Here is an 18,542-nt window from a genome sequence, read left to right on the forward strand (position 1 = left end):
CAAAACAAAGACGGCCCGACGCGCAATTATGATCCGCAGCTCACAAAAGCAACATGGGACGATTTCGAACCTACCATACCCCCTTCCTCAGGCAGGGTTTGGATTTGCCTTCGCCGGCTTCATCCTTTCTTTTTTACTGCTTACCGGACTGACGTCTTTGGTGCGCCTATCATTCGCGACGAGTACGGCTTGGCGCTCGATAGCCCGCCGGAAGGATCATATATCGCCTCATTTTTCTTGTCGTCGCCACGCTCGCCAGCACCACCACCTGGGGCAAGGCCGAAACCATCGAAGTGAAGTATTACGGCAACTTGGACTTGGCGCCCTTCAACTGACCGATGTCAGCCGGAGCAGCGCCAAGCGATATGGACCGTAATACGTGTGGTCAGTTCGCCAGAGTAATTTTCCAACTAAAATTCCAACGGTATTGACTTAACATCGAGATCTACTGACAGCCAGCGTTGTCAAGCAGATCTGCGCCAGGGTCGCCAAACATATCAATCTCATTCGCCAGAAACGGCCTTGCTCGAAAATACTCATCTGCGACCTTTAAAGCCTCTTCGCGAGAAGTGGCCGGACTTTCCGCAAGCACACGATACTTGTTCAAGAGCAATATTTTATCGAGAGTTGAGTCGCTAAAGTATGTACTTTGGTCGCCCTTGTCCCAAGGCGCATCTCTGACGGAAATCGCCCACTTTACGAAAGCTTCATCAAGGATTGCCTTCGCTTCATCCAGTAAACCGTCGCGGATAAGCACATGACTATATAGAATATAACCGAACTTTTGCAGGAGCTTCATATCCCGTCGTTCCACGCCCTCTGAATAAAACCGATAGGCGACGAAATCCTTTTCTCCGTGAAGTCTGGCCCCTGCCTTTCCGACCTTTTGATACTCGATGACCAGTGCTTCGACCTGATTCTTGATTGAACGCATCTCCTCCAATGTGACCTTCGCTAGCTTATCCGCCTCGACCATCAATTTTGGCGGCCAAGGATAGTTCTTGATACAAGTGCGTTCAGCGTAAATCGCTGACAGCTCCGATTCAGTTTTTTCTACTACTTTCCCTGGGGAGAGAGACGCCCTTTGCGCCGCCACCAGACTTTTGCAAGTTAGCGGTTTGGATGATGCAGCTACGGCGATTCGTACTCCCGCGTGTAACCCACATACGAAAATCAGGCCAAATGTCGCGATGGCAACGCAGTGTCTATTCATACTGACGCTCCTAGTCTCGGCTATCCAGAGTAACGTAAAGGAATCCTGGACCGGACAGTCCAGCGATGATCTTTGCAACGCTAGTCACGACCTTTGCAGCTTCCGCGTGAAAGATGGTCCGCTTAATTTCCTTTGAAATTTCTTGATAACGAACGGGAACGCCAGCCGCGGTAGAGCTAGTCTTTGAAAACAAGGCAGCACACTGATCAACGCTGAGTGATACCGAAGAGAACTTCTTGACGCTCGGCGCCGCTGGAGAGAAACCGGGCGTCGTCGGAGAGAAACCGGGCGCAACCGGAGAGAAACCGGGCATCGCGAGATTTGCGAACCGGTTCTCTATCTCTCCCGCCAAAGTAAACGCATCTTTGAACGTAGTCTTAAGCCGGGGAGCCGGAGAATTCGTATAGCAAGCGCCATTACAGGTTAAGAAGACACCGATCCTGTTTGCGTCACGCGCGATACGATCCAGTTCTTCTATTTTGGCACTTTCCCCCGAGCTAAATTTAAAGTGTCCCTGACCGTTATGCCCGACCAAAATCAATAAGCCTTTCCCTTCGCGCGCAAGTTTGGAATACTCCGCAAGAGAATCCATTCGAGACACTGGGGCCATTGCCGCATGAACGGCCTCTTGGACCGAGATAAGTTCGTTGCCCATGGGCTCATGTCCAAAAACTTTCTCGTACTGGTCCGCATTTTTAGGATAGGCCGCGATGATTTCAGAGCGTGATGGGCTAGCCGCGGCAAAGCACGTAATCAGCACCATCGTCCGCAAACGTCGGAGCGAATGCATGGTTAGGCACGGGGTTGAGTGAAAAGTAAAAAATAATCTCTGATGCTCGCGTCACCTAAAACGACTTGGTCTTTACTTGCGAAAGCACTAACACCCTTTTTGAAAACTAACGGAAAAGCAGCTCCAGCCAAAAATGCCGTTTGATCGCTAACGGCGCCTCCGCCAAACAAGAACCAACAACACAGCGGCGAAACCATGATCACTAGGATTGTGATGATCCAATACTCTTTGGAATAAATAAGGGCGCGCAATCGTTTCGACGCAAGCTTTCCGCGAAGATCGTACCAATGGAGCAACTCCTGCGCTGTAGCGCCGAAGGTTGCAGCTAAAAGAAAACTCCACATGCCCAGTCTCCTAAATTAAAAATGCACCTACGTGGGCGCCTAAAAATGCGTGAGCGCCTAAAAATCACCGGCATCCTACGAAGACATCTAGAAGTAGTAAACGGGAGAATAGAGAATGTTGCGTGGTTGGGCCGCCCGTCTCAGGCATCTGGCCCACGAGCGTCCTGAGTCCGCCCCGAAAATGTTGTCCTGCAGCAATCGGCGCAAGACGACATGCCCAGCAAAGGTCACGACGACCGGCGCGCCGTAGCCGCCCGCGAGCCGCCGAACGGTTCGTCTCACCGGGCTCGCCAGAAAGTATAAACGTCGTCGGCCTTGGAATTACGGTGACCGCAATTGCCACCACGACTCACGAAATCGGCCAAGTTAGACACGGCTCGTCGCAGCGATTCTGAACGACCTGAGCAGGACGGCACAAATCATTGGGTCCCCCAAAACAAAAACGGCCCGCTTCGAGCGGGCCGTTTTCGTCTCGGATCCGGTCAATCCGAATTTGGTTGCGGGGATAGGATTTGAACCTATGACCTTCAGGTTATGAGCCTGACGAGCTACCGGGCTGCTCCACCCCGCGTTAAACCTTTGCGTGCCTTCGGTTAAATCCTGGGGACGGTCGGTTGAGGCCGGCGCTGGTCGCGCTGGCTTTCCACTTCCGTCCCAAAGGCTTCCTTGGAAGGCGACCCGAGGGGCAATGCCCGTCGGGTGCGGGGGGTATGTATCAAGGCGGGCTGCCTTTGGAAAGGGCTGCGGGAACGTTTTTTTCGACTTTGTGACAGGGGAATCGACGAGTTTCCGCGCCGTTCCGCGCGCTCTTGCCAGAAGTTCCACAAACGGCCAGCCTGCGGCAACAAGATTAAGGCCGAAAACGCCGGGGTGCCGTTCCGGGAGGCGAAGCGAACCTCGAGATTCCGGGTTCGCGCTTCGCGCGCCCCAGAATGACGGTAAACGGGGGGGAAACAACATTGACCGACACATTCGATTTCGTCGTCGTGGGCGCGGGCTCGGGCGGCTGCACAATTGCGGGGCGACTGTCGGAGGATGCGGGCACATCCGTCGCGCTGCTTGATGCAGGGGGACGCAACGACACCTGGCGGATCACGACGCCATTCGGGCTCGCGTTGCCCTATGCCGCGGCCAACTGGGCCTTCGATACCGTGCCGCAGAAGGGATTGAACGGCCGCATCGGCTATCAGCCGCGCGGCAAGGGCCTCGGCGGGTCCTCGGCGATCAACGCCATGGTCTATATCCGCGGCCACAAATGGGATTACGACCATTGGGCCGCGCTCGGCAATTCCGGCTGGTCGTATGCGGACGTGCTGCCCTACTTCAAGCGCTCGGAAGACAACGCCGATTTCGACGGCGAATATCACGGCAAGGGCGGCCCGCTGCATGTCAACAAGCTGCGCTCGGACAATCCGATCCACGACGTCTTCCATCAGGCCGCACGCGAGGCGCAGTTCCGCATCCGCGAGGACTTCAATGAAGAGGACCACGAAGGGCTCGGCAGCTACCAGGTGACCCAGCGGGGCGGCGAGCGCTGGAGCGCGGCGCGGGCTTATGTGGCTCCTCATCTCGGCAAGCGGCCGAATCTGCGGGTCGAGACGGGAGCGCAGGCAACGAAGATCCTGTTCGAAGCTGGGCGCGCGGTCGGCATCGAATATGTGCAGGGCGGGCAGACAAGGCAGCTGCGCGCCCGCCGCGAGGTGATCCTCGCCGCCGGCGCCTTCCAGTCGCCGCAGCTGTTGATGCTGTCGGGCATTGGCGATGGCGATGCGCTTGCCGCCCACGGCATCGACGTCGTGCATCACCTGCCGGGGGTCGGGCGCAATCTGCAGGACCATCCGGATTTCGTATTCGTCTACGCCTCCGACTATCCGCACTTCGTTCACGCCTCGCTCGGTCGGTTGCCATCCCTGCTGCGCGGTATCCAGCGATATCGCCGCGAGCGGCGCGGCGTGATGACCACCAATTTCGCCGAGTGCGGCGGCTTCCTGAAAACCCGGCCTGATCTCGACGTGCCTGATATCCAGCTCCACTTCGTCATCGCGATGCTCGACGACCACGGCCGCAAGAAGCACAAGGAGGCCGGCTTCTCATGCCATTTTTGTCTGCTCAGGCCGAAGAGCCGCGGCAGCATTTGGCTGAAAAGCGCCGATCCGCTCGCAACGCCGATGATCGACCCGAACTTTCTGGGCGAGGCGGAGGATCTCGAGGCGATGGTCGCCGGCTTCAAGACGACGCGGCGACTGATGGAGACGCCTGCGATGCGGGCGCTGCAGAAGAAGGACATGTTCACATCCGACGTGAAGACGGACGAGGACATCCGCGCCATTCTGCGCGCGCGTGTCGACACCGTCTATCACCCCGTCGGCACCTGTAAGATGGGCACCGACGCGATGGCCGTGGTCGATCCGGCGTTGAAGGTGCATGGCGTGGCAGGATTGCGCGTCGTCGACGCCTCGATCATGCCGACGCTGATCGGCGGCAACACCAATGCGCCGACCATCATGATCGGGGAGAAGGCGGCGGATATGATCCGGGGGGAGATGCGGTAATTCGTTTTCCGTCATTGCGAGCGCAGCGAAGCAATCCAGAGTCTTTCCGCGGTGGGATTCTGGATTGCTTCGCTACGCTCGCAATGACGACGCGGATAGAGCGACGCGTGTACTCGCCGTCTCGAATCGCGGAGGCTCGCCCTCGCCCGGAATTTGCTTTCGCAAATTCCGGCCTCTCCGCACGCGGGAAGAGGCGAAGACACGTTCAACTCAGCAGGAACCCGCCGTCCACGGTCACCACGCTCCCCGTCATGTAGCGCGACGCATTCGACGCCAGCAGCAGAATCGCGCCGTCGAGATCGGACTCGGCGCCGACGCGGCGTTGCGGGATGCGCTTGGCGAGGCGCTCGCCTGCCGGCGTCGACCAGAAGGCGTGGTTCATCTCGGTGTCGATATAGCCGGGCGCCAGCGCGTTGATGCGGATGTTCTGGCCCGCGAGCTCGAGCGCCATCGCTCTCGTCGCCTGGATGATGCCGGCCTTGGAGATCGCGTAAGGCGAGAGCGCCTTCAAGACGCCGGTGCCGAGCACGGAGGCGATGTTGACGATGTTGCCCGGCTGCTTGCGCGCGATCATGCGCCGCGCTACTTCGGTTGCGAGGAAATAGGCGCCTTTGAGATTGGCACCGATCACGGCGTCCCAATCCGCCTCGGTCTGCTCGGTCGCGAGCTTCTCGATGGCGATGCCGGCATTGTTGATCAGCACGGTGACGGGGCCCAGCGCGGCCTCAGCGGCATCGACCGCCTTGGCGATCGAGGCAGTGTCGGTGACGTCGAGCGCGACCGCAGCGGCGCGACCACCCTTGCCGCGGATCTCCTCTTCCAGGCCCTTCAATTTGTCGGTCTGCCGCGCAGCGAGCGCCACGGCCGCACCATGCGCCGCCAGCACCCGGGCAAATTGCCGGCCGAGCCCCTGGCTCGCACCCGTGACGAGGATGGTTTCTTTACTGACGTCGAATAGGTCTGACATGACGCGTTCCTTGGACGGTTCCTTTAAGCTTTGGAGCCACCAATACAGACGATTTTAGCGATCTGAAACCGGAATGATCGGCTCGGCGTTCATTCGTTCCGTCGAGGCAGGGCTTTCGCGCATGAACAGTTTCGATCTCGCCGTCTATGCCGCGCTGGCAGTCGCGGTCGGCTTGGGGTTCAGGACCGGGCTGCTACGCAGCGCCATGACCATCCTCGCCTATCTGCTCGCCGCCCCGATCGCGGTGGCGCTGATGCCGCTGATCGCACCGCAGATCGCCGGCAATCCGAACTCGCCGCTGCTGCAGAACTGGATCTGGTTCTTCGCCATCTTCGTGGTCGTCGGCATGCTGTTCGGCCATATCGGCCGCATCGCGCTGAACGACACGATCGGCGAGGCCGGCATCGGCGACCGGCTCGGCGGCGCGGCGCTCGGCGCCGTCAGGGTCGGCCTCGTCGCCACTACCTTGGTGCTGGTGTTTGATCAGATCGTGCCGACGAACCGCCAGCCGCCCTTCCTCGCCGGCTCGCATCTGCGGCCGCTGTTCTCGACCGCGGGCCAGATGGGCTTCAAGTCGCTGCCGCCGGAGGCTGCCGCCGCAATCGACCGCCTCAAGCAGGAGCGGCGGATCTAGTCCAGATCATGCCCGCGCATTTGCATCGCCGCAGCGCACGCCATGCATTTTGGTGCGGGCCGATCCCTTATCAGCGGCATCACAGTTGGCTAATGTAGCCGCCGTCCAAAACCTGCCTGACATTTACGGGAGTGAAACAGTGGATCTTGGGATCAAAGGTCGCCGCGCCATCGTCTGTGCATCCAGCAAGGGCCTCGGGCGCGCCTGCGCCTTCTCGCTGGCGGAGGCCGGCGTTGACGTCACGCTGACCGCGCGCGGCGCTGATGCGCTGAAGAAGACCGCCGACGAGATCCGCAAGGCCTATCCCGACGTGACGGTCACCGAGATCGTCGGCGACATCACGACGCCGGCGGGCCGCGAGGCGGTGCTGAAGGCCTGCCCCGAGCCCGACATCCTGATCAACAATGCCGGCGGCCCGCCGCCCGGCGATTTCCGCAACTGGACCCGAGACGACTGGATCAAGGCGATCGACGCCAACATGCTGACCCCGATCGAGCTGATCAAGGCGACCGTCGACGGCATGATGGCGCGCAAGTTCGGCCGCATCGTCAACATCACCTCGGCCGCGGTGAAGGCGCCGATCGATATCCTGGGCCTCTCCAACGGAGCCCGCGCCGGCCTCACCGGCTTCATCGCCGGCCTGTCGCGCAAGACCGTCATCAACAACGTCACCATCAACGGCCTTCTGCCGGGCCCGTTCGAGACCGATCGCCTGACCAGCACCGCGAAGGGCGAAGCCGACAAGCGCGGTGTCACACCGCAGCAGATCCTGGCCGAGCGCGCCAAGCTCAACCCCGCGGGGCGCTTCGGTCAGCCCGACGAATTCGGCTATGCCTGCGCCTTCCTGTGCGGCGCCAAGGCCGGCTTCATCACCGGACAGAACATTCTGCTGGATGGTGGCGCGTTCCCGGGGACGCTGTAGTCGCGTTTGCAGATGTACTCCCTCGCCCCGTTCTTACGGGGAGAGGGTTGGGGTGAGGGGCTCTCTCCGCAAAGCACGGTGACAGTCGGACTCGCGGAGACTCCCCCTCACCCGGCGCTTCGCGCCGACCTCTCCCCGCAAGCGGGGCGAGGTAAAATCATCACCGCTGCTTGGTCGGCTCGTCCTCATCCTGCTGGCTCGGAGCGGAGGAATCGGCGGTGGTGCGCTCATCGGTCCAGTCGATGCCGAATTCGTCGAGCCCGTTCGCGAGCAGATCGCCCAGCATGGGCTCGCCGAGCAGATAGTGCACCGTTTCGCGGCGTGGGCTGCCATATTCACGGCGCGCCTCCGACGCGCGGGCGCGCAGATCGTCCCAGTCATCGATCGTGCCGTCGCCGCGGCCGAGCCAGGTCAGCGCGACGAGGTCGAGCTGCTCGTCCTCGTTCAGGGCGATCATGAAGCTTCCGAGCTCCTGGACGACAGGATCGGAGCCATCGTCGTCGAGGACGTCCATCATATCGTCGTCGGCCGCGTTCGAGCCGGAGTCCGGATCAGAAGCCCCCTCCTTGACGTCGAATTCGCGCGCCTTCTCGATGATAAAGGCGACCTTTTCCGCGGAAATCGCAAGCTCTGGCATGGCGTCCTCTTCGGCTAGCATCCAGTTCCCCGCGATAACGCCACATCACCTCAGATGATCCATTGCGCCCGATGGCAGAAAACGTGCATGTTCCAGCGCAAGAGCAAGAAAATGGGAGGCGGCGGATGCAGTGGAAGGTCGGCAAGGTCAGGATCACGAAATTCGTCGAAATGGAGACGGTCGGCTCGACCCGCTTCATCCTGCCGGCAGCCACCCATGACGAGATCCAGAAGCTGCCCTGGCTGATCCCGCATTTCGCCACCGACGAAGGCCGGCTGAAAATGTCGATCCACTCGCTGGTGGTGGAGACGCCGACGCGCCGGATCGTGGTGGACACCGGCCTCGGCAACGACAAGCAAGGCCGCGGCGTCCCCACCTGGAACAACCGCAGCACGCCGTTCTTGGAGACCATGACCGCGGCGGGGTTTCCGCCTGACAGCATCGACACCGTGCTGTGCACGCATCTTCACGTCGACCATGTCGGCTGGAATACGCGGCTGGTTGACGGCCGATGGGTGCCGACGTTCCCGAAGGCGCGCTATGTTTTCGGCAGGACCGAATATGATCATTGGCGTGATTACACGGCCGAGCCGGACAAGGTCGCGGTGTTCAACGACTCCGTGAAGCCAGTGGTCGATGCCGGCCAAGCCGATCTGGTTCCGAGTGACCATCGGCTTTGCGAGGAGATCGAAATGATCCCAACTCCCGGTCACAGCCCGGGGCACATGAGCGTCCTGATCGAGTCCGACGGCGAGCAGGCGCTTCTGACCGGCGACGTTGCCCATCATCCCTGCCAGATGGCCCATCTCGACTGGTGCTCGACTGTGGATACTGATCCCGCGCGTTCGGCGGCAAGCCGGCATGCGGTGTTCTCGCGCTTTGCCGACACACCCACACTGGTGATCGGCGGTCATTACTCCGCCGGACATATCAAGCGAGACGGCGACGCATTCAGGTTCGTGGCGCTGGGGTGATGCCCGTTTTGGGCGGTTGAATTTCCCGCCGCCCTGTTCCATGAAGCAGTTAACCGATCGGTCCATTCCCAGGGAGAAACGAGAATGAAGCTTGTTCGTTATGGCGAGAAGGGTGCGGAAAAGCCCGGCCTGATCGACAGATCCGGCCAGTTGCGCGACCTGTCGGCGCATCTGAAGGACCTCACCGGCGAGGCCTATTCGCCTGAATCCCTGAAGAAGCTGGCCGCGCTCGATCCCGCCTCGCTGCCCGCCGTCTCCGGCAAGCCCCGGTTCGGCGCCCCCGTCACCGGTATCTCGAAATTCGTCGCGATCGGCCTCAACTATTCCGACCATGCCAAGGAGACCGGCGCCGAGATCCCGAGCGAGCCGATCATCTTCATGAAGGCCAATACCTCGCTGTCGGGCCCGAATGATCCCGTCGAGAAGCCGCGCGGCTCGACCAAGCTCGACTGGGAGGTCGAGATCGCCGCCATCATCGGCACCCGCGCCAAATACGTCTCGGAAGCCGACGCGCTGAACCACGTCGCCGGCTATTGCGTCTGCAACGACGTCTCCGAGCGCGCTTTCCAGATCGAGCGCCTGGGCCAATGGACCAAGGGCAAGTCGCACGACACGTTCGGCCCGCTCGGGCCGTGGCTCGCCACCAAGGACGAGATCAAGGACGTGCAGAACCTGTCGATGTGGCTCGACGTCAACGGCCAGCGCCGCCAGACCGGCTCGACCAAGACCATGATCTTCTCAATGGCCAAGTGCATTTCCTATGTCTCGCAGTTCATGACGCTGCTGCCCGGCGACGTCATCACCACGGGCACGCCGCCCGGCGTCGGCCTCGGCATGAAGCCGCCGACCTTCCTCAATGTCGGCGACGTCGTCACGCTCGGCATCGAAGGCCTCGGCGAGCAGCGCCAGGAGATCGTGGCGGCGTAAGCCTCCGCCCTCTCGCCGTCATTGCGAGCGAAGCGAAGCAATCCAGAATCCCTCCGCGGCAACACTCTGGATTGCTTCGTCGCTTCGCTCCTCGCAATGACGAAACAAAACGTTCATTTGTGGGATACTCTCCATGAAGCTCACCTTCTCCCCCGCCTCGCCCTTTGCCCGCAAGGTGCGCATCGCTGCGATCGAGCTCGGGCTGATCGACAAGATCGAGCTCGTGCCCGCGAGCGTCACGCCGGGCACCGCCAACGAGGATTATTCGAAGATCACGCCGCTGAAGAAGCTGCCGGTGCTGATCACCAATGACGGCGACGTGATCCTGGATTCCTATGTCATCGTCGAATATCTCAACGAGATCGCCGGCGGCAGCCTGATCCCGGATTACGGCCCGCGGCGCTGGAAAGCCAAGACCAATCACTCGCTGATCAACGGCATGCTCGATTCCATGCTGCTGTGCCGCTACGAGAAGATGGTGCGGCCGCAGGGCCTGCAATGGCAGGCTTGGTCGGACGACCACTGGAACAGGGCCTGGACCGGCATGGCGCGCTTCGAGAACATGCCTGACGTGCTGAACGGCCCGTTCGACATCTCGCAGATCGGCCTCGTTTGCGTGCTCGGCTATGCCGACTTCCGCTTCGCCGATTGCGGCTGGCGCAAGGCCTATCCGAAGCTCGACGCCTTCCACCAGAAGATGCTGGAGCGGCCCTCGGTGAAGATCTCGGTGCCGCCACCTGCATAGAGTTCAGGAGTTCTCATGAGCCTCAGATTCTCGGTCGGCGATCTCACCATCCATCGCGTCATCGAGCAGGAGACCTCGTTCGTCCCGGCGCTTGAGATGCTGCCGGGGCTGACGGCCGAGGTGCTGGCCGAGAACCGGGCGTGGATGCGCGAGGCGAAGGCGCTGGACGAAGAGGACGTGCTGCTGCTGTGCTTCCAGTCCTACGTGGTGAAGACGCCGCACCACACCATCCTGGTCGACAGCTGCATCGGCAACGACAAGCCGCGGCCGCGGCCGAAATGGAACATGAAGACCGACGACACCTATTTGCGCGGCCTCGGCGCCGCGGGGTTTTCGGTCGACGACATCGACTTTGTGATGTGCACGCATCTGCATGTCGACCTTGTCGGCTGGAATACGCGGTTGGAGAACGGCCGCTGGGTGCCGACCTTCCCCAAGGCGCGCTATTTGTTCGCCAAGCAGGAATTCGATCACTGGTCCGCGCAGAACGAGAAGACGGAGATCCCGCCCTTCGTCGACAGCGTGTTGCCGGTGGTCGAGGCCAACAGGCACGAGCTCGTCGGCAACGACCACGAGATCGGCGACCACGTCCGCATCCTGCCGACACCTGGCCATACGCCGGGCCATATCGCCATCACGATGGGCCGCGGCAAGGACGATGCGGTGTTCTCGGGCGATCTCATCCACTCACCGCTGCAGACGCTCTATCCGGAGCTGTCGATCAAGTTCGACGTCGATTCGGCCGAAGCCGCGAAAACGCGCCGCAGCTTCCTGGAACGCTATTGCGACACCGACACGCTGTGCTGCACCGCGCATTTCCCCTCGCCGTCGGTCGGGAAGATCAGGCGCAAGGGCAACGCGTTCGAATGTGTGGCGGTTTAGTCTGGCTGTCGTAGGGTGGGTTAGCTCTGCGGCTGCGCGAAGCGCAGACGCCGAGCGTAACCCACCACTTCTGCCTCCGCGGAGAATAAAGACGTGGGTTACGCCGCGCGGCTTGCGCTTCGCGCAATCCCCGGGGCTAACCCACCCTACGATACTGCCCGTGTGGAGAATACGATGACCGCGCTCCCCGACATCCCCCTGCCCGCCGGCATCCGCTCGCGTCACGTCGAGGGCATCAACGGCTTGCGGATGCATGTGCTGGAGGCCGGATTCGAGACCAAAGGACGGCCTTGCATCCTGCTGCTACACGGCTTTCCCGAGCTCGCCTTCTCCTGGCGCAAGGTGATGCCGGCGCTCAGCGCGGCCGGCTACCACGTGATCGCACCGGACCAGCGCGGCTACGGGCGCACCACGGGATGGACCGCGGAGTACGATGGCCCTCTCGCGCCGTTCTCGCTCCTCAATCTCGTGCGCGATGCGCTCGGCCTGGTGTCGGCGTTCGGCTACAGGCAGGTCGACGTGGTCGGGCATGATTTCGGAAGCCCGGTCGCGGCCTGGTGCGCCTTGATCCGGCCCGACGTGTTTCGTTCGGTGACGATGATGAGCGCGCCGTTCGGCGGTCCACCGGCGCTGCCGTTCGGCACGGTCGACAATCCGGCAAAGCCCGCGGTGGAAGACCCGGTGCATCGCGAGCTCGCCGCGCTGCCGCGGCCACGCAAGCACTATCAATGGTATTATTCGACACGGGAAGCCAATGCCCACATGCAGCAGGCACCGCAGGGCGTGCATGATTTCCTGCGCGCCTATTATCATCACAAGAGCGCGGACTGGATCGACAACAAGCCCTATCCGCTGCAAGCATGGTCGGCGCAGGAGCTGGCGAAGCTGCCGACCTATTACGTGATGGACTTGCATGAGACCATGGCCGAGACGGTCGCGAAGGAAATGCCCTCGCCGGCCGCGATCGCCGCGAACCAATGGCTGCCGGATAGCGACCTTGCCTATTACAGCGCCGAATACAGCCGCACCGGATTTCAGGGCGGGCTGCAATGGTACCGCTACGGCACGTCGGGCACACTCAACAACGAGATGCAGCTGTTTGCCGGCCGCAGCATCGATGTGCCCTCCTGCTTCATCTCGGGCAAGCAGGATTGGGGCACCTATCAACGGGCCGGCGCTTTCGAGACAATGCAGCGCAGCGCGTGCACGAAGATGCTCGGCTGCCATCTCGTCGACGGCGCAGGCCATTGGGTCCAGCAGGAGCAGCCGGCCGCGGTGAGCAGGTTGCTGCTCGACTTCCTCGCCAAGGCGGGCGTGGCCTGATTTGACCGGGAACCACAATCTCCATCAAACAGCCGTTGCGAGATTCGGCCAGACTGCGCATCATCTTCGAGCAATCAGAGCGGGAGAAGCGCCGTGGCCGGATCGGAATGGAGTTTCAGGAGTGCGGTCGAATTGTCGGCCGCGTTGCGCGCGAAGAAGGTCTCGGCGGTCGAGCTGACGCATGACGCGATGGCGCGTATCGAACGGCACGACGGCAGGATCAACGCGGTGTGCGTGCGCGATTTCGATCGCGCGCTCGTTGCGGCGCGCGAGGCGGATGCGGCGCTGGCGCGCGGCGAGCACAAGCCGCTGCTCGGCCTGCCCACGACGATCAAGGAATCCTTCAACATCGCAGGCCTGCCGACGACCTGGGGATTCGTGCCGCAGAAGGGCTTCAAGCCCGTGGAAGACGCGCTGGCGGTGACCCGCATCAAGCAGGCCGGCGGCGTGATCCTCGGCAAGACCAACGTGCCGGTCGGCCTCGGCGACTGGCAGAGCTACAACGACATCTACGGCACCACCAACAACCCCTACGATCTCGGCCGCACGCCGGGCGGTTCGTCCGGGGGATCGGCGGCAGCCCTCGCCGCAGGCTATTGCGCGCTCGCCACCGGCTCGGACATCGGCGGCTCCCTGCGTGTGCCGGCTTTTCATTGCGGCGTGTTCGCGCACAAGCCGACCCTCAATCTCTGCGCGGCGCGCGGCGAGACCCCGCCGCCGTTTCCAGCCATTCCGCGCGAGGGCGACCTCGCCGTCATCGGGCCGATGGCGCGCAATGCGGCGGATCTGTCCTTGCTGCTCGACGTCATGGCGGGGCCCGATCCGCTCGATTCCGGTATCGCCTACAAGCTCGATTTGCCGGCCGCACGGCATCAGTCGCTGCGGGATTTTCGTGTGTTGGTGATCGACAGCCATCCCCTGCTGCCGAGCGACCGGGATGTCCGGGGCGCGATCGACAAGCTCGCAGCCGATCTTGCGAAGGCCGGCGTCACCGTCGCACGCGAGAGCGCGCTGCTCCCGGACTTCGCGGAGACGTCGCGGCTTTACATGCGCATGCTGCTGGGCTTCCTCGGCGCGTTCCTACCTCCCGACGAGCTGGCGGATGCGCAGGCGCGGGCAAGTCAGCTCTCGCCGGAGGACACGAGCCTCGGCGCGGAGCGGCTGCGCGGCATCACCGCGAGCCACCGCGCCTGGGTGCTCGATGCGGGTAGCCGCGCCGTCCTGCGCGCGCAATGGCGGGCGTTGTTCGGGAGCTTCGACGCGGTGATCTGCCCGATCATGCCGACGCCGGCCTTTCCGCACGATCATTCGCCGGAACAACGCCTGCGAACGATCAGCATCGACGGCAAGGATTACCCCTATTCCGACCAGCTCGCCTGTCCGGGCATCGCAACGCTTCCGGGCCTGCCGGCGACGGCCGTTCCGCTCGGCCTGTCGAAGGACGGTCTGCCTGTCGGTGTGCAGATCGTCGGTCCCTTCCTCGAGGACAGGACGCCGCTCAAGCTCGCCGAGCTGATCGAGCGCGAGTTCGGCGGCTTCGTGCCGCCGAAGATGTTCGATGATTGATGCTTCGAAGTCCTGTAGCCCGGATGGAGCGAAGCGAAATCCGGGATGGCCGATCCGCGACAAAGATCCCGGATTGCGCTTCGCTCCATCCGGGCTACGAACTGTCATGCCCGGCTTGACCGGGCGATGACACCGTAACGGCCGCTAGCTATCGAACACGATCACGCTGCGCAGCGTCTTGCCTGCCTTCATGTTGGCAAAGCCCTCGTTGATCTCGGACAGCTTCAGCTTGGCCGAGATCCAGTCTTCCAGATGCAGCCGGCCGCGCAAATAGAAGTCGACCAGGCGCGGCATGTCGACGCGGAAATGGTTCGAGCCCATCGAGGAGCCCTGGATCTTGCGCTCGCGCAGAAAGTCGAAGCCGTGCAGCTCGATCTTCTGCCCGAACGGGATCATGCCGACGATGGTGGCGGTGCCGCCGGAGGCGAGCATGGCGAAGGCCTGCTCGGCCGTTTCCTTGCGGCCGAGCACCTCGAAGGAATGGTGCACGCCGCCATTGGTGAGGTCGCGGACCTGCTTCACGACATCGCCGTCGGCCGGGTTGATGATGTCGGTCGCGCCCAGCTTGGTCGCGAGCTGGAGTTTTGCGGGATTGGTGTCGATGGCGATGATACGGCCGGCGCCGGCGATCTGCGCGCCGTTGATCGCGGCCATGCCGACGCCGCCGCAGCCGATCACCGCCACGGTCTCGCCGGCCGTCACCTTCGCCGTGTTCACCACCGCGCCATAGCCGGTGATGACACCGCAGCCGATCAGCGCGGCGAGATCGAGCGGCATGTCCTTGCGGATCTTCACGATGGCATTCTCGTGCACCAGCATCTGCTCGGCGAAGGAGGAGAGATTGAGGAATTGGTGCAGCTTCTCCGGCTTCGACCACTGCATCCGGTTCGAGACGCCCGGCAGCATCTTCACCGTCGCGTCGGTGCAGAGCACAGTGCGGCCGGTCGTGCAATTGTCGCAGGTGCCGCAGAAGACGGAGAGACATGTGACGACATGGTCGCCGGGCTTCACATAGGTGACATCGGAGCCGACCTGCTCGACCACGCCGGCGGATTCGTGCCCGAGCACCGCCGGCAGCGGATGCGGATAGAGCCCTTCCATGAAATGCAGGTCGGAGTGGCAGAGGCCGGCGACGGCGGTCCGGATCAGCACCTCGCGCGGTCCCGGCTTCGGCAGGCTGATGTCCTCGATGACGAGCGGCTGATTGACTTCATAGAGGACGGCGGCCTTCATCGAACACTCCCTATCGCGCTTTTTGTTTGATCGCAGCGCGCAGCCTACGCTGCCAGAACCAGTTCGCCAACCTCGCTCATGCCGGCTGCGCGATCGCCGAGCAGCAGTTCGGCCATCTTCGCCTGCGCGGCATTTTCCGTGAGCCGGAACGGATGGCTCGGCGTCACGCGGTGGTCGATCACGAGGCGCGACAGCAGCAGCCGGCGTGCATCGCCGCGCATGGCGTGGATGCGGTGTGCTTCCCAGGCGTGCGCGACTGCGCTGGCGACGTGATAGAGCGCGCTGGTGGCGCGGCGTGCATCGGCTTCGTTCTCGGACTTGGCCGCGACTTCCCGTGCGAAGCCGACGGCGCGGTCGGTGAGGCCACGCAGATGATCGCGCCAGGCCTGCGGTACCGAGCCACTGTCGCCGAGCCGGGCGTGCAGATCGGCTGCGAGCGCGGATTCCGCGCCGTGGCGGCCGACTGCCCGCCGCAGCGCATCGATCGCGACGATGTTACCGGTGCCTTCCCAGACCGAGCCGAGATGCGCATCGCGCAGCAGGCGGGCGGTGGCGAACTCCTCGATATAGCCGATGCCGCCGCGCATCTCGAGCGCATCGCCGCAGACCTTGCGCGCATCGCGCGTGGCGCGGAACTTCAGCGTCGGGGTGAGAATGCGCAGCAGCGCGGCGGCGTCCTGGCTGCCGGCCTCGGCACGGTCGAGGGCATCAGCAGTGAGGAAGCTCATCGACAGGCCCTGCTCCACCGGCAGCATGATCTTCAGCATCTGCCGCCGTCCCAGCGGTAGATCGATGATGCGCTGCCCGAACACGACGCGGTTGGTCGCGACCGTCATCGCATCGTGATAGGCGCGGCGCATCAGTGCGGTGGACTTGACGCCGTTGGAGAGCCGCGAGGAGTTCACCATCTCGGCCATCTGCACGAAGCCGCGGTCGAGCTTGCCGACGGCATAGGCGATCGCGCCTTCAAGCTTGATCTCGCCCGAGGCCATCGAGCGGGTGCCGAGCTTGTCCTTGAGGCGCACGATCCGGTAATGGTTCTGCGAACCGTCGTCGAGGAAACGCGGCATCAGGAACAGGCCGACGCCGCGCGTGCCGGGGCCGGCGCCTTCGGGCCGCGCCAGCAGCATCACGACTTTCGCGTCGGCATTCGAGCAGAACCATTTCTCACCATAGAGGCGCCAATGGTCGCCTTCCTGCACGGCGCGCGTGGTCAGCGTGCCGACATCGGAGCCGCCTTCCTTCTCGGTCATGAACTGGCCGCCTTGGGTCAGCTTGCTCATGTCGGTCGAGGTCAGGCCATCAAGATATTTCGCCTTGAGCGCCTCGCTGCCGAAATTCGCCAAGAGCTTGGCGCAGCCATCGGTGACGTTGATCGGGCAGCCCATGCCGAATTCGGTCTGGTTGAACAGGAAGGTGAAGGCGTGCTTGGCGACAACAGGGTATTTGTCCGGCCAGCCCATGACACCCTTGCGGATGGAGAGCGCGTGGATGCCGAACTCGCCGAATGCAGCGTTCTCCAGCTCGCGATAGGCCGGATGATATTCGATCCATTGCACGTCGCGGCCGAACTTGTCGCGCTGGTGCAGGATGGGCGTGTGCCGGTCGGCGAGCCGCGCGCATTCGTCGAGATGGCCGCCGGCGAGCTCACCGAGCCGGTCGAGATGCGGCTCGATGTGTCGGAACAGATTCTCCGGCAGATGGATGCGGAGCAGGTCCGTGAGCGCGGGATCGGCGCGGTAGAAATTCATGCCCGACGTATCGGGCGCCAGCAGGCCGGAGGGTGCGGCCGCGATATCTTTTGGCTGCGCTTTAACCGGTCCGGGCATGATCGTCCTCTTCGTTTCCGTCCGACGGCAATTCTTTGCGCTTGCCGCTTTGGATGATGTCGATCATGCTCCAGTCGCGGACAGCGATAAAGCCGCAAAATGTCAGGGCGGCATGATCGCCGCGAGGGAGCAACTCGCGCTGCGGAATTGTGATCGCGCCGGCTGGTTGTCTGCGCGGACCACGCATAGATCAGCGGCTCCTACTTCCGAGAGATCACGCCATGGAACACCCGAAGTACAAGATCGCCCTCATCGTCGGTGCCGGCGAAGGCCTCAGCGCATCGCTGGCGCGCCTGCTAGCGGCGCAGGGCATCCGCATCGCGCTCGCCGCACGCAAGATCGAGAAGCTTGGCGCGCTCTGCACCGAGACCGGGGCCAAGGCCTATGCCTGCAACGCCACCGAGCCCGACGAGGTGGAGCGGCTGTTCGGTCTGGTCGAGCGCGAGATCGGCACGCCCGACCTCGTCGTCTACAACGCCTCCGGCCGCACGCGCGGGCCGTTCGTCGATCTCGTGCCCGCCGACGTCGCGCAGGCGATTGCGGTCAGCGCCTATGGCGGCTTCCTGGTGGCGCAGCAGGCCGCTAAGCGCATGCTGCCGAACCAGCACGGCGCAATCCTGTTCACCGGCGCCTCCGCCAGCGTCAAGGGCTATGCGCAGTCCGCTCCCTTCGCGATGGGCAAGTTCGCGCTGCGGGGCCTTGCCCAGAGCATGGCGCGCGAACTCTCGCCGCAGGGCATCCATGTCGCGCATTTCGTCATCGACGGCGGCATCAGGAGCGCCGCGCGGACGGATCCGGCGGACAAGCCGGACTCGATGCTCGATCCCGACGCGATCGCACAGAGCTATTGGAACGTGCTGCAGCAGCCGCGCAGCGCCTGGAGCTGGGAGCTGGAGCTGCGGCCCTGGGTGGAGAGGTTTTGAGGGCAAGCTGACAACAATACCCGTCATTGCGAGGAGCGAAGCGACGAAGCAATCCAGACTGTCTCCGCCGAAAGATTCTGG

At 62.8% G+C, this 18,542-nt stretch carries 18 protein-coding genes and 1 tRNA gene; 10 read left to right on the plus strand and 9 right to left on the minus strand.

The annotated features are described in order from the left end of the window. Positions 1 to 445: 445 nt before the first annotated feature. From I6F31_RS09015 to I6F31_RS09030, 4 genes are all read right to left on the minus strand, one after another. Complete coding sequence (locus tag I6F31_RS09015) at positions 446 to 1,213, minus strand: hypothetical protein (RefSeq protein ID WP_225185283.1); 768 nt, start codon at positions 1,211 to 1,213, stop codon at positions 446 to 448. 10 nt (positions 1,214 to 1,223) lie between these two features. Continuing rightward, complete coding sequence (locus I6F31_RS09020) at positions 1,224 to 1,976, minus strand: hypothetical protein (RefSeq protein ID WP_225185284.1); 753 nt, start codon at positions 1,974 to 1,976, stop codon at positions 1,224 to 1,226. A gap of 29 nt (positions 1,977 to 2,005) precedes the next feature. Further along, positions 2,006 to 2,347: a hypothetical protein gene (locus tag I6F31_RS09025; protein WP_225185285.1), complete on the minus strand. Its 342-nt coding sequence runs from the start codon at positions 2,345 to 2,347 to the stop codon at positions 2,006 to 2,008. 494 nt (positions 2,348 to 2,841) lie between these two features. After that, positions 2,842 to 2,918, minus strand: a tRNA-Met gene (locus tag I6F31_RS09030). A gap of 388 nt (positions 2,919 to 3,306) precedes the next feature. Between I6F31_RS09030 and I6F31_RS09035 the strand changes: the two genes are divergently transcribed. After that, the gene (locus I6F31_RS09035) at positions 3,307 to 4,899 is read left to right on the plus strand and encodes a choline dehydrogenase (RefSeq protein WP_225185286.1); all 1,593 of its coding nucleotides are present in this window, start codon (positions 3,307 to 3,309) and stop codon (positions 4,897 to 4,899) included. 205 nt (positions 4,900 to 5,104) lie between these two features. On the opposite strand, the gene I6F31_RS09040 is transcribed toward I6F31_RS09035, so the two are convergent. Then, on the minus strand, positions 5,105 to 5,866 hold the full coding sequence (locus I6F31_RS09040; RefSeq protein WP_035997156.1) for an SDR family oxidoreductase: 762 nt from the start codon (positions 5,864 to 5,866) through the stop codon (positions 5,105 to 5,107). A gap of 121 nt (positions 5,867 to 5,987) precedes the next feature. Here I6F31_RS09040 and I6F31_RS09045 point away from each other — a divergent pair, with 121 nt between their 5' ends. Together I6F31_RS09045 and I6F31_RS09050 are read left to right on the plus strand one after the other, a co-directional pair. Next, positions 5,988 to 6,500, plus strand: a complete 513-nt coding sequence (locus I6F31_RS09045) for a CvpA family protein (RefSeq protein ID WP_035997319.1) — start codon at positions 5,988 to 5,990, stop codon at positions 6,498 to 6,500. Positions 6,501 to 6,639: 139 nt separating this feature from the next. Continuing rightward, positions 6,640 to 7,422, plus strand: a complete 783-nt coding sequence (locus I6F31_RS09050; protein ID WP_035997153.1) for an SDR family oxidoreductase — start codon at positions 6,640 to 6,642, stop codon at positions 7,420 to 7,422. A 160-nt stretch (positions 7,423 to 7,582) separates the two neighbouring features. Here I6F31_RS09050 and I6F31_RS09055 read toward each other — a convergent pair whose 3' ends face one another. After that, positions 7,583 to 8,059: a DUF3775 domain-containing protein gene (locus tag I6F31_RS09055; protein WP_035997316.1), complete on the minus strand. Its 477-nt coding sequence runs from the start codon at positions 8,057 to 8,059 to the stop codon at positions 7,583 to 7,585. A gap of 125 nt (positions 8,060 to 8,184) precedes the next feature. Here I6F31_RS09055 and I6F31_RS09060 point away from each other — a divergent pair, with 125 nt between their 5' ends. From I6F31_RS09060 to I6F31_RS09085, 6 genes are all read left to right on the plus strand, one after another. After that, positions 8,185 to 9,033, plus strand: a complete 849-nt coding sequence (locus I6F31_RS09060; protein WP_036020963.1) for an MBL fold metallo-hydrolase — start codon at positions 8,185 to 8,187, stop codon at positions 9,031 to 9,033. Positions 9,034 to 9,117: 84 nt separating this feature from the next. Next, positions 9,118 to 9,960, plus strand: a complete 843-nt coding sequence (locus tag I6F31_RS09065; RefSeq protein ID WP_035997147.1) for a fumarylacetoacetate hydrolase family protein — start codon at positions 9,118 to 9,120, stop codon at positions 9,958 to 9,960. Positions 9,961 to 10,093: 133 nt separating this feature from the next. Next, on the plus strand, positions 10,094 to 10,705 hold the full coding sequence (locus tag I6F31_RS09070) for a glutathione S-transferase family protein (RefSeq protein ID WP_035997146.1): 612 nt from the start codon (positions 10,094 to 10,096) through the stop codon (positions 10,703 to 10,705). Between the two features lie 15 nt (positions 10,706 to 10,720). Then, the gene (locus tag I6F31_RS09075) at positions 10,721 to 11,587 is read left to right on the plus strand and encodes an MBL fold metallo-hydrolase (protein WP_225185287.1); all 867 of its coding nucleotides are present in this window, start codon (positions 10,721 to 10,723) and stop codon (positions 11,585 to 11,587) included. Between the two features lie 174 nt (positions 11,588 to 11,761). Next, complete coding sequence (locus tag I6F31_RS09080; protein WP_035997313.1) at positions 11,762 to 12,910, plus strand: alpha/beta hydrolase; 1,149 nt, start codon at positions 11,762 to 11,764, stop codon at positions 12,908 to 12,910. A gap of 93 nt (positions 12,911 to 13,003) precedes the next feature. Next, positions 13,004 to 14,476 (plus strand): amidase, encoded by a 1,473-nt coding sequence (locus I6F31_RS09085; protein ID WP_035997140.1) that lies wholly within the window; start codon positions 13,004 to 13,006, stop codon positions 14,474 to 14,476. 144 nt (positions 14,477 to 14,620) lie between these two features. Here I6F31_RS09085 and I6F31_RS09090 read toward each other — a convergent pair whose 3' ends face one another. From I6F31_RS09090 to I6F31_RS09100, 3 genes are read right to left on the minus strand one after another with little or no spacing between them, the layout of a single operon-like run. After that, a complete protein-coding gene (locus I6F31_RS09090; RefSeq protein WP_035997137.1) occupies positions 14,621 to 15,709 on the minus strand; it encodes a Zn-dependent alcohol dehydrogenase in 1,089 nt (362 codons plus the stop codon). A gap of 44 nt (positions 15,710 to 15,753) precedes the next feature. Then, a complete protein-coding gene (locus I6F31_RS09095) occupies positions 15,754 to 17,538 on the minus strand; it encodes an acyl-CoA dehydrogenase family protein (RefSeq protein WP_225185288.1) in 1,785 nt (594 codons plus the stop codon). Then, entirely contained in the window at positions 17,522 to 17,725 is a 204-nt protein-coding gene (locus tag I6F31_RS09100; protein ID WP_225185289.1) for a hypothetical protein, read from the minus strand. The genes I6F31_RS09095 and I6F31_RS09100 overlap by 17 nt, the downstream gene beginning before the upstream one ends. A 34-nt stretch (positions 17,726 to 17,759) precedes the next feature. Here I6F31_RS09100 and I6F31_RS09105 point away from each other — a divergent pair, with 34 nt between their 5' ends. Further along, positions 17,760 to 18,461 (plus strand): SDR family oxidoreductase, encoded by a 702-nt coding sequence (locus I6F31_RS09105; protein WP_225140827.1) that lies wholly within the window; start codon positions 17,760 to 17,762, stop codon positions 18,459 to 18,461. Positions 18,462 to 18,542 lie beyond the last annotated feature (81 nt).

This window comes from Bradyrhizobium sp. NBAIM01 (assembly GCF_020194115.1).
In the GTDB taxonomy this organism is placed as follows: Bacteria; Pseudomonadota; Alphaproteobacteria; order Rhizobiales; family Xanthobacteraceae; genus Bradyrhizobium; species Bradyrhizobium yuanmingense.